Annotated in this window: 9 protein-coding genes and 1 pseudogene; 2 read left to right on the forward strand and 8 right to left on the reverse strand. The window is 65.7% G+C overall.

Annotated features, from left to right (window positions below):
* Nucleotides 1–221: pseudogene (locus P409_RS14260) on the forward strand (sulfurtransferase); the annotation flags it as partial.
* The gene (locus tag P409_RS14265; RefSeq protein WP_238578690.1) at nucleotides 218–802 is read left to right on the forward strand and encodes a GNAT family N-acetyltransferase; all 585 of its coding nucleotides are present in this window, start codon (nucleotides 218–220) and stop codon (nucleotides 800–802) included. The pseudogene P409_RS14260 and the gene P409_RS14265, both read left to right, overlap by 4 nt.
* A 129-nt stretch (nucleotides 803–931) precedes the next feature.
* Here the strand turns inward: P409_RS14265 and P409_RS14270 are convergent, their stop codons facing one another.
* From P409_RS14270 to P409_RS14305, 8 genes are all read right to left on the reverse strand, one after another.
* Complete coding sequence (locus tag P409_RS14270) at nucleotides 932–2,104, reverse strand: porin (protein WP_161790396.1); 1,173 nt, start codon at nucleotides 2,102–2,104, stop codon at nucleotides 932–934.
* 419 nt (nucleotides 2,105–2,523) lie between these two features.
* Nucleotides 2,524–3,696, reverse strand: a complete 1,173-nt coding sequence (locus tag P409_RS14275; RefSeq protein WP_034837711.1) for a porin — start codon at nucleotides 3,694–3,696, stop codon at nucleotides 2,524–2,526.
* Between the two features lie 451 nt (nucleotides 3,697–4,147).
* The gene (locus P409_RS14280; RefSeq protein ID WP_081991499.1) at nucleotides 4,148–5,338 is read right to left on the reverse strand and encodes a porin; all 1,191 of its coding nucleotides are present in this window, start codon (nucleotides 5,336–5,338) and stop codon (nucleotides 4,148–4,150) included.
* Nucleotides 5,339–5,878: 540 nt separating this feature from the next.
* On the reverse strand, nucleotides 5,879–6,649 hold the full coding sequence (locus P409_RS14285) for an amino acid ABC transporter ATP-binding protein (protein WP_430515638.1): 771 nt from the start codon (nucleotides 6,647–6,649) through the stop codon (nucleotides 5,879–5,881).
* A 13-nt stretch (nucleotides 6,650–6,662) separates the two neighbouring features.
* Nucleotides 6,663–7,844 (reverse strand): amino acid ABC transporter permease, encoded by a 1,182-nt coding sequence (locus tag P409_RS14290; protein WP_052120614.1) that lies wholly within the window; start codon nucleotides 7,842–7,844, stop codon nucleotides 6,663–6,665.
* Nucleotides 7,845–7,846: 2 nt separating this feature from the next.
* Complete coding sequence (locus tag P409_RS14295; protein ID WP_034837724.1) at nucleotides 7,847–9,037, reverse strand: amino acid ABC transporter permease; 1,191 nt, start codon at nucleotides 9,035–9,037, stop codon at nucleotides 7,847–7,849.
* Between the two features lie 112 nt (nucleotides 9,038–9,149).
* Nucleotides 9,150–10,178, reverse strand: coding sequence for an amino acid ABC transporter substrate-binding protein (locus P409_RS14300; protein WP_034837728.1), 1,029 nt, complete (start codon nucleotides 10,176–10,178; stop codon nucleotides 9,150–9,152).
* Between the two features lie 483 nt (nucleotides 10,179–10,661).
* Nucleotides 10,662–11,313 (reverse strand): nucleoside hydrolase (locus tag P409_RS14305; RefSeq protein WP_034837732.1); only part of this gene is annotated, 652 nt, incomplete at its 5' end.

Consider the following 11,313-nt stretch of genomic DNA (forward strand, 5'->3'; position numbering starts at 1 on the left):
TGCCGCCCGAGGAGATCACCGCCCGCTTCGCCGCCGCCGGCCTGCCGGAGAGCGGCCCGGTGACGGCCAGTTGCGGCAGCGGCATCACCGCCTGCGTGCTGGCGTTGGGCCTGCACCGCATCGGCCGCGAGGACGCGGCGGTCTATGACGGGTCCTGGGCCGAATGGGGCATGCCGGGAGACACGCCGGTCGAGACCGGCCCGGCACGGATGCGGTCGTGAGCGCCGCCGGTGCCGCGGGGACGCTGACGGTCACCGTCACCCAACTGGAGATGACGGCCCGGCCGGCGCGCCCTGCCCCGCCGCCCCCCCTGGCCCGGCACCTGCTGATGCGGGCGGAGCCGGCGACCGTCTCCTTCTACCGCTATCTCTACGACACCATCGGCGCCAACTGGCTGTGGACCGACCGTCGGGAATGGGATGACGAAAGGCTGGCCGTCCGGCTGAACGACGAGCGCACCGGCGTCTATGTGCTCTATGTCGCCGGCGTGCCCGCCGGCTATGGCGAGCTGTTCCAGGAGAGCGTCGAGGTCACCGACCTCGCCTATTTCGGGCTGATGCCGGATTTCATCGGCCGCCGGCTGGGGCCGTTCCTGCTGTGGTCGATGATCGACCTCGCCTGGGCACGGCCGATCCGGCGGATGACGGTCGACACCTGCACCCTCGACCATCCGAAGGCGCTGGCGCATTACCAGCGGGCCGGCTTCATACCCTATGCCCAGCGGGTGGTGCACAAAGCCGATCCGCGCCTGACCGGCCTGCTGCCGCGGACCGCCGCGCCGCACATCCCGCTCGCCGGCTGAGGGCTGGCCTCACCTTTGGTTGTCATTGCCGGGCTTGACCCGGCAATCCAGAGAACGTCGAGGCCTTCTGGATGCCCGGGTCAAGCCCGGGCATGACAGTGAAATGGCAGGCGGGCCTTTGCTATCCGTTCAGAACCCGAGGATGACGCCGGTGATCAGGTTGGCATTCTCGAAATCCTGGCCTTCACGGAAGTTCTGCTTCTCGTAGATCACCTCGGCATAGGCGTTCAGGCCCGGCGCCAGCGTGTGGGTGAAGTTGGCGCCGAGGATATGGTTGTCCTTCAGGTCCTGGCCGCTGGTGTATTGCGAATCCAGGCCATTGCCCTTGTCCGCCCAGGTATAGGCATAGGACAGCGATGCCAGATTCGCACCCCACCGATAGCTGACGTCGCTGACGATGGAATCGACCGGCTTGTCGGCGACGGCGATGCTCTCATTGTGGGTCCAGTTCACGCTGGCATGGATACCCTGGTAGCCGACCTGGCCACCCAGCGTGTAGACCTCGAGGTCGTTGCCATGCGGGTTGGCGCCGGTGGCCGAGGTCCGGGTGCCATGGCCATAGGCCACTGTGGCCGCCGCCCGCACCGACCAGTCGCCGAACGTGTCCTGGTAGTTCACGCCGCCGGTGACGACGTTCTCGTAATACGTGTCGTCGTCGTCGAACAGGTCGTTGCGGCCGCCATTGCCGGCATGTCCGGCGCCGCCGACCACCGGCGTGAAGTCGACGGCGAAGTTGAAGCCGTTGATCATCGGCGAGGTATATTTGATGCGGGTGTCCTGGTTGGTCAGCCCGGCGAGGTACGTGGCGTTGATCGAATAGAAATTGCCGCCGCCCACCGGGAAGTCGCCGTCCAGCAGCTCGCCATAATCCATCGCGCCGGCGCCCATGTCGCCGACCAGGTCGTCATGGACGTAGACATAGCCGATGTCGTCGGCGACCGTCGGCGCGTCGCCGAAGGTGATGGTGCCGAACGCGCCCTTCACATAGGTGTAGACGCGCGTGATCCGCGCGTTGTCGCGGCGGTTGACCGAATCGAAGCGGATGCGGCCGCCGTATTCGAGGCCGGAATCGGTGACGTTCTTGACGTCGAAGATGATCCGCGCATTGGACTGGAAGTCGTAGTCGCGGTCGAAGTCGCTGTCCTGGCTGTCGCTGAGCACCAGGGTCGACTGGAAGCCGAGAAAACCGCTGATCTTCAGCTGAAGACCCGAGGTCACATTCGCATCGGCCGCGAAGGCCGGCATCGCGCCGGCCAGCCCCATGGCGGCGAGCGCCGCCCCACCCAGAAGAACCGTCTTCACTTTCCCCTCCTCCGCCCCATCGCCACGACCGCCTGCTGCCCGACGCGCAGTCATCGCCGGAATCAGGCCCGTCCGGGGGCCGTGAGAGCCTGTCGCCATGAATATAGAGACCAAGTCTCCCGTGGCGAGTTCCGCCCATCTCGCGAGACCGGGGATCGGGACTCGACCCATCCGGAAGACACGGAAACGTTAATCCCGCGGCAGGTTTTGAGCAACATCAATATACATTCATGTATGTATGCACATCAGAAGAAGAGATCCCGCGAGATGCCGGCAAAAAAAGGATGCGCGGTCTGCAGAACCGCGCATCCTCCGTCGACCGGACGTGATTTACAGCCTTCGAGGGGACGAGACAGAGACCGTCAGGAGTGGTCCGTCACGCCCGGTCTTCCCGGGCCGTCACCGGAGTGACGGCATGATCAGAACGCCAGGAGCACGCCCGTCATGAGATTGGCCGTCTCCCAATCCCCGCCAGCGCGGAAGTTCTGCTTCTCGTAGATCACCTGGCCGTAGGTGTTCAGGCCCGGCGCCAGGGTGTAGGTGAAGTTCGCACCGGCGATATGGTTGTCCTGCAGATCCTCGCCGCTCGAGAAGTTCGAGTTCAGCCCGTTGCCCTTGTCGGCCCAGGTATAGGCGTAGGACAGCGACGCCAGATACGGACCCCACTGGTAGCTGACGTCAGCGACGATCGAGTCGACCGGCTTCTTGGCGACCGCGATCTCCTCGTTGTGGGTCCAGTTCACGCTGGCGGCGATGCCGCCCGACTGGACCATGCCGCCGAGGGTGTAGACCTGCAGGTCGTTGCCGTCCGGATTGGCGCCGGAGTCGGAGGTGCGGACGCCGTTGCCATACGCGGCGGTGGCGGCCAGGCGGACCCAGAGCGAATCGAAGGTCTGCTCGTAGTTCAGGCCGCCGGTGACGACATTCTCGTAGTAGCTCTGATCGTCGTCGAACAGGTCGTTGCGGCCGCCATTGCCGGCGTGGTTCCGGCCGCCGACGACCGGCGTGAAATCGACCGCGAAGCTGAAGCCGTCGAAGCTCGGCGAGGTGTACTTGATGCGGGTGTCGGCGTTGCTCAGACCCGCCAGGTACGTGGCGTTGATCGAGTAGAAGTCGCCGCCGCCCAGCTTGAAGTCACCGTCCAGCAGGTCGCCGAAGTTGAGGCCGCCGGCGCCGATCTCGCCCGCCAGGGCGTCATGGGCGTAGACATAGCCGATATCGTCGGCCACGGTCGGCGCATTGCCGAAGGTGACCGTGCCGAAGCTGCCCTTCACATAGACATAGGTGCGGTCGACGCTGACATTGTCGCGGCGGTTGACGTTGTCGAAACGGATGCGCCCGCCGTATTCCAGGCCCGAATCGGTAACATTCTTGATGTCGAAGATGATTCGCGCGCCGCTCTGGAAGTCATAGTCGCGGGCGAATTCATCGTTCTGGGTATCCCCCAGATTCAACGCGGCCTGGAAGCCGATGAAACCGCTGATCTTCAGCTGCAGGCCGGACGTCACATTGGCGTCCGCGGCCGTGGCCGGCGCCGCGCCGGCCAGCATCATGGCGGACAGCGCCGCCCCACCCAACAGAACCTTCTTCACTTCCCCTCCTCCGCTCGGTTCCTCCCGATAGCCGTGCCGGCCTGGTCGCAGTGCCGGACCATCCGGTGGCCATCGATGCCGAGCCCTGGCTTCGCATCAGGACATCGAGAGTACGTCTCCCGGGACGAAGGCCGCTCCACCCTGAATTCGGGGCCTCCGGAACTCGGCCGTCCGCGAGATTACAGAACCGTAAACTGCCCGATGGATCGAAGCAATCAGAATATACATTCATGAACGTATGTAATCATCCACAGATGATCCGACAAAACCGGGCGTGCGCCGCTGCGGAAGGCCATAAAAAAAGGATGCGCGGCCTGCAGTGCCGCGCATCCTCCGTCGACCGGGACGTGACGTTTCAGCCTTCGAGGGGACGAGACAGAGACCGTTAGGAGTGGTCCGTCACGCCCGGTCTTCTCGAGCCGACCTTGCGGTCCGGGCCCGTCCTGGGATCTTAGAACCCGAGGACGATACCGGTGCCGAGGCTGGCGGACTCATTGTCCCGGCCCGAGCGGAAGTTCTGCTTCGAGTAGATGACTTCCGCGTAGGTGTTCAGGCCCGGGGCGAGGGTGTAGGTCAGGTTCACACCGGCGAGGTGATCTTCCTTGAGGTCCTCACCGCTGGAGATCGACGAGTTCAGGCCGTTGCCCTTGTCCGCCCAGGTGTAGGCGTAAGACGCCGACGCCAGGAACGGACCCCACTGGTAGCTGAGGTCGCCGATGATGGTGTCCACCGGCTTGTCCGCGGCCGCGGTCTGCTCGTTGTGGGTCCAGTTCACGCTGGCGAGGATGCCGCCCGAACCGATTTGGCCGCCGAGAGTGTAGACCTCGAGGTCATTGCCGTTCGGGTTCGAGCCGAGATCGGTGGGATCGCCGGTCAGGTCGCGAGTCTTGACGCCGTTACCGTAGATGGCCGACGCGGCGACACGGACCGACAGCGAGTCGAAGGTCTGCTCGTAGTTGACGCCGGCGCTGACCACGTTCTCGTAGATCGTCGCGCCATCGTTGAACAGGTCGTTGCGGCCGCCGTTGCCGGCATGGGTCGAGCCGCCGATCACCGGGGTGAAGTCGACGCCGAAGCTGAAGCCGTCGAAGGTCGGCGAGGTGTACTTGATGCGGGTGTCGGCGTTGCTGACACCGGCCAGGTAGGTGGCGTCGATCGAGAAGAACTCGTTGCCGCCGAAATAGAAGTTGCCGTCCAGCAGGTCACCGAAGCCGGCACCCAGCCCCATGTTGCCGCTCAGCTGGTCATGCGCGTAGACGTAGCCGAAGTCGTCGGCGGTGGTCGGCGCGTTACCGAAGGTGACCGTACCGAAGTCGCCCTTCACATAGACATAGGTGCGGCCGACCTTGACGTTGTCCTGGCGGTTGACCGAGTCGAAGCGGATACGGCCGCCGTATTCCAGGCCGGAATCAGTGACGTTCTTGACGTCGAACTGCAGCCGGGCGCTGCTCTGGAAATCGTAGTCGCGAGCGAAGTCTTCGTTCTGCTCGTCACCCAGGGACAACGTGGCCTGCGACCCGATGAAGCCGCTGATCTTCATCTGAAGACCGGACGTCACATTCGCATCGGCCGCCGAGGCCGGCATTGCACCGATCAGAGCGGCAGCGACGATCGCCGTACCACCCAGCAATACCTTCTTCATCTTCCCTCCTATGCCCCGCACCGTGGGGCGCTTCGCTTAAGACACTCTCAGCCCGCCTGCTTGCTGGCCCCATCTAGGCTGCCCACCGGGGCCTGCAGGCAGAACCCGACGTGGTGGTCGGGTAATGGCGGCCGTGTCGAAAGCGAGTCCCCCGAAACGGCGCCGATCTGTGTCCTCGAAGGCACACTCCGATCGACTTTGATGGCCGGCCGGCGGAATGCCCGAAAACTCCGAGACCATAGTCCCGCCCTCGAACACACGGCAATTGGATTATACATCCTGGAATGTATGTAAGATGAAATAGCAACGACCTGTTGCCAGCGAGCCACACCTCTCCATCGGGGTGATTCCGGGATGCCGCCGGCCGGCGCGACCGGCCACTGGCCGCGCGTCTTCTCCTCGCGGAGGATGGTGTCCGCGCCGGGACTCCGGCAACAAAAAAGCCGGCGGGCAAGGCCTCGCCGGCGTCGATGCGGAGCGGGCGCCGCCGCCGCGGCGTGCCCGATGCGGAAGGGCGCCGCCGCCGCGGCGCCCTGCCCGTCAATGCGCCAGGATCTGGCTCAGGAACAGCTTGGTCCGCTCCGACTTCGGGTTCTTGAAGAACTCCTCCGGCTCGTTCTGCTCCACGATCTGGCCGCGATCCATGAAGATCACCCGATTGGCCACGGTGCGGGCGAAGCCCATCTCATGGGTGACGCAGATCATGGTGATGCCCTCGCGGGCCAGCTCGATCATCACGTCGAGCACTTCCTTGATCATCTCGGGGTCGAGGGCCGAGGTCGGCTCGTCGAACAGCAGGATCTTCGGCTTCATGCACAGCGAGCGGGCGATGGCGACGCGCTGCTGCTGGCCGCCGGAGAGCTGGCCCGGATATTTGTGCGCCTGGTCGGGAATCTTGACCCGGCCGAGGAAGTACATCGCCGTCTCCTCGGCCTCCTTCTTCGGGATCTTGCGGACCCAGATCGGGGCCAGGGTCAGGTTCTCCAGCACCGTCAGATGCGGGAACAGGTTGAACTGCTGGAACACCATGCCGACCTCGCGGCGGATGGCGTCGATGTTCTTGACGTCGTTGGTCAGCTCGATGCCGTCGACGATGATCGAGCCCTTCTGGTGCTCCTCCAGCCGGTTCAGGCAGCGGATCAGGGTGGATTTGCCGGAGCCCGAGGGCCCGCAGATCACCACCTTCTCGCCCTTCTCGACGGCGAAGTTGATGTCCCGCAGGACATGGAACTCGCCGTACCATTTGTTGACCCCGGACATCTGGATCAGGATTTCCGGCGCGGCGGCGGTCGCCTGTTGATTAACAGCCATCGTCATCTCTCCGTCAGCGGCGGCGCGTGCCACGGTTCAGGTAGGTTTCCAGGCGCTGCGAATATCGCGACATCGCGAAGCAGAAGACGAAGAACAGCAGCGCCACGAACAGATAGGCTTCCTTGTAGAACGGGCCCCAGATCGGATCGGACAGGCCGAGACGGGCGGCGCCCAGCAGGTCGAACAGGCTGACCATGATCACCAGCGTCGTGTCCATGAAGGAGCCGATGAAGGTGTTGACCAGGGCCGGGATCGAGATCCGCAGCGCCTGCGGCAGGATGATCATCCGCTGCTTCTGCCAGTAGCCGAGGCCGAGGCTGTCCGCCGCCTCGAACTGGCCCTTGGGGATCGCCTGCAGGCCGCCGCGCACCACCTCGGCGAGATAGGCGGCGGTGAACAGGATGATCGCCACCTGGGCCCGCAGCAGATAGTTGAAGTTCCAGCCTTCCGGCAGGAACAGCGGGAACATCACCGAGGCCATGAACAGCACGGTGATCAGCGGCACGCCGCGGATCAGCTCGATATAGGTCACGCACAGGGTCCGGATCGCCGGCATGTGCGACCGGCGGCCCAGCGCCAGCAGGACCGAGAGCGGGAAGGCCAGCGCCATGCCGATCATCGACAGGCCCAGCGTCAGCGGCAGGCCGCCCCAGTTCCGGGTCTCGACCAGCGACAGGCCGGGAAGCGGGATCTCGAAGAAGCCGAGCGGCACGGCGCCGTACATCAGGCTGATGGCGGCGACGATCACCACCACCCAGGCGACGATCAGGCGCTTGCCCCAGAACCGGCGCATGGTGCTGGCGACGGCGAGGCCGATCAGCATCAGCATGGCGATGATCGGCCGCCATTCCTCGCCATAGGGATACAGGCCGAAGAAGATCAGCCTGTACTTCTCGTTGACGAAGCCCCAGCAGGCGCCGGCGGCGGCGCGGCAGGCGGCCACCACATCCTGCGGCGTCTGGTCCGGCGTCGCCGGCCCCCACACCGCGTCGATCAGCGCCCATTGGATGAAGGGCGGGATCAGCCGGATCGCCAGATAGGCGATCAGCACCGTCAGCACGATGTTGTACCAGGTGCTGAACAGGTTCTGCCGGACCCAGGCGATCGGCCCGGTGGTCGAGCCGGGCGGCGGCGACGCCGGGATCTCCTGGGCGGCGACGAAGGGTGCGGTCAGGGCGGCTTGAGTGTCGGCCATGCTCACCGCTCCCTCAGCGCCATGCGGCGGTTGTAGATGTTCATGCCGATCGAGATCGACAGGCTGATGAGCAGGTAGACCGCCATGAAGATCGAGATCGCCTCGACCACCTGGCCGGTCTGGTTGCCGATGGTGTTGCCGATCGACACCAGCTCCGGATAGCCGATCACCACCGCCAGTGAGCTGTTCTTGGTGACGTTGAGGTATTGGCTGGTCAGCGGCGGGATGATGGTTCGCAGCGCCTGCGGCAGCACGATGCGGCGCAGCGTGATGCCGGAATGCAGGCCCAGCGCGCGGGCCGCCTCGGTCTGGCCGTGCGACACCGACAGGATGCCGCCGCGCACGATCTCGGCGATGAACGCCGCGGTGTAGACCGTCAGGCCGATCAGCATCGCCGCGAATTCCGGCGTCAGCGTCCAGCCGCCCTGGAAGTTGAAGCCCTTCAACTCCGGCACCTCGAAGGCGGCCGGCGCGCCGCCGCCCAGCCAGACGATCAGCGGCAGGCCGACGAACAGGCCGATCCCGACCCAGATGCTGTGGAACTGCTGCCCGGTGGCCGCCTGGCGCTGTTTGGCCCAGCGGGCGATCCCCCAGCCGATCACCAGCGCCACCAGCGCCGCGACCGCCATCCACAGGAAGATCGGGTTGTCCTCGAGCGAGGGAACCTGGATGCCGCGGTTGCTGACGAACACGCCCGGCAACGGATGCAGCGCCTGGCGCGGCGGCGGGGCGCTGACCCGGATCAGCCCGGCCCACAGCAGCAGTTGCACGGTCAGCGGGATGTTGCGGACGACGTCGACATAGGCCGTGGCGATCTTGGCCAGCAGCCAGTTCGAGGACAGCTTGCTGACGCCGATCACCAGCCCCAGCAGGGTCGCGAGAATGATGCCGAGGATCGAGACCTTCAGCGTGTTGACCAGCCCGACCAGGAAGGCCCGGGCATAGGGGTCGCTCGGCGAATAGGAGATCGGCGTCTCGGCGATGGCGAAGCCGGCCTCGCGGGACAGGAAGCCGTAGCCGGTCTGGATGCCGCGAACCTCGCGGTTGTGTATCAGGTTGGAGACCAGGAACCAGCCGATGCCGACGACCACCAGCAGCAGGACGATCTGGTAGAAAATCGCTCGGAGCCTGGGGTCGTTGAGTGCGGATCCACGGCGCACGGCAGTTCCTGCCGCGGCAACGTCCATGGTCATTGCGTCAAACCTCGCTCAAGCCGCCCGTCAAATTTCTTCTTCGCCCGAAGAACCGGGCCCGAAAACGACACCGCCGACCCGTTGCGGGGTCGGCGGCATCGATCATCGCGGGTTACCGGATCGGAATGGCGTATTGCAGGCCACCCTGGGTCCACAGCGCGTTCAGGCCGCGCTTGAGGCCCAGCGGGGTCTTCTCGCCGACATTGCGCTCGAACATCTCGCCGTAATTGCCGACCTGCTTGATGGCGTTGTACGCCCAGTTCTCCGGCAGGCCGAGAGCCTCGCCCATGCCCGGGGTCTTGCCCAGCAGGCGCTGGATCGTCGGGTCGGGGGAATCGGCGAAGCTGTCGATGTTCTGGCTGGTGACGCCGCTCTCCTCGGCCTGGACCTGGGCCATGAACACCCAGCGGGTGATGTCGGCCCACTGGTCGTCGCCCTGGCGCACGGCGATCGACAGCGGCTCCTTGGAGATGATCTCCGGCAGGATGACGTAGTCGTCCGGCTTCGGCGCCTTGGCGGCACGGGTGCCGGCCAGGCCCGACGCGTCGGTGGTGTAGGCATCGCAGCGGCCGGAGAAGAAGGCGGACTCCACGTCCTCCAGCTTCTCGATGACGACCGGCTTGAAGTCCAGCTTGTTGGCGCGGAACCAGTCGGTCAGGTTCAGCTCGGTGGTGGTGCCCGGCTGGACGCAGATGGTGGCGCCGTTCAGCTCCTTGGCGCTCGACACGCCGAGGGACTTGTTCACCATGAAGCCCTGGCCGTCATAGAAGTTGATGGCCGTGAAGGTCAGGCCCAGCGAGGTGTCGCGGGACAGCGAATAGGTCGTGTTGCGGGCCAGCACGTCGATTTCGCCCGACTGCAGCGCGGTGAAGCGCACCTGGGCGTTCAGCGGGGTGAACTTGACCTTGTCGGCATCGCCGAACACCGCGGCCGCGATGGCGCGGCAGGTGTCGACGTCGATGCCGGTCCACTTGCCCTGGCTGTCCGGCAGGGCGAAGCCGGCCAGGCCGGTGTTGACGCCGCACTGCAGGAAGCCGCGCTGCTTGACGGCGTCGAACGTCGCGCCCGCCTGGGCCGAAGCGGTGAAGCCGACCGCGGCGACGACCGCGGCCCCCGCCGCGAGCAGAGTACGAACCTTCATGAAACCTCCCCTTTTTGCCCCGGCCTTCGCCGGAGCGAAACCGCAAGACCGTCCCGGCAGCATGCCGCCGGGGGAGGGTCATTTAATGGAACATCCCCGATGAATGCACGGCCTTTTTTGTTCTCTCGCTGCCCGGGATCGGCCACAGCATCATATTTCAATCAAGCTCGCGTCATATTGCATGCGTCCGGAATAATCATCCGACCATTCCTCGCGCAAGGGGTGATCGTTCTTTCGGCAAACGCCCGCCTGCCCTGTCGCGCGGCGCTCCCGGCTACGGGTCCGACCGGATGTATCGTGACAATCGGCAAGAACAGGCGGGCCGTCGACTTCCCGCCGCAGAGGCCGTTTGGAAATGCGCCGGCGTGAGTCGGCTGGCGGCGGTTTCGAGAACCGGAGCGCAGCGCACAATTGGTGCGTGAGCACCGGAAGCGCAGAAACCGCCATCAGACGGCCGCGCCGGCAGCAGTTCCAAACAGTCTCTCAGCGCAGCAGCCCGTCCATGAATCCATCGACCACGCGGTCGCGATCGATCCGGGTCGCCACGCGGATAGCGGGTCGTCCGGCCACCCCCTGCTCCTCCGGAACACCGCGGCGGTCGGCCAAGGTCATGCCCCGGGTCAGGTCGCCGCTGAGCTCGACCCGGACCGGCCAGTCGGAATACTCGGCGAGGTCCGGGTCCAACAGCAGCATCGCCGCGGCCGGATCGTGCAGGGCGCAGCCGCGGATGCCATAGCGGGCATGGTAGAAGCCGACATAGTGCTGCAGGATCGACCAGGCGAAGCGGCCCCGCGGCCGGGAATCGGCCTCGATCCGCGCCAGCTCGGCCTCGCCCAGCCAGGCGGTCATGGTGACGTCCAGCCCGACCAGCGTGACCGGCCAGGCCGCCGCGAACGCCGCCTCCGCCGCCTCCGGATCATGGAAGATGTTGGCCTCGGCCGCGGCGGTGATGTTGCCGGGCACGGTCACCGCCCCGCCCATGATCACCACCCGGTCGACCAGCCGCGGCAGCTCGGGCTCCAGTTGCAGCGCCAGGGCCAAGTTGGTCAGCGGCCCGGTGGCCAGCAGGGAGAAGGCGCCCGGCTCGGCCCGGGCCAGGCGGACCAGCTGCTCGGCCGCGGTCTCGGCCGCGAAG

It is taken from the genome of Inquilinus limosus MP06, from assembly GCF_000767795.1.
Classification (GTDB): Bacteria; Pseudomonadota; Alphaproteobacteria; order DSM-16000; family Inquilinaceae; genus Inquilinus; species Inquilinus limosus_E.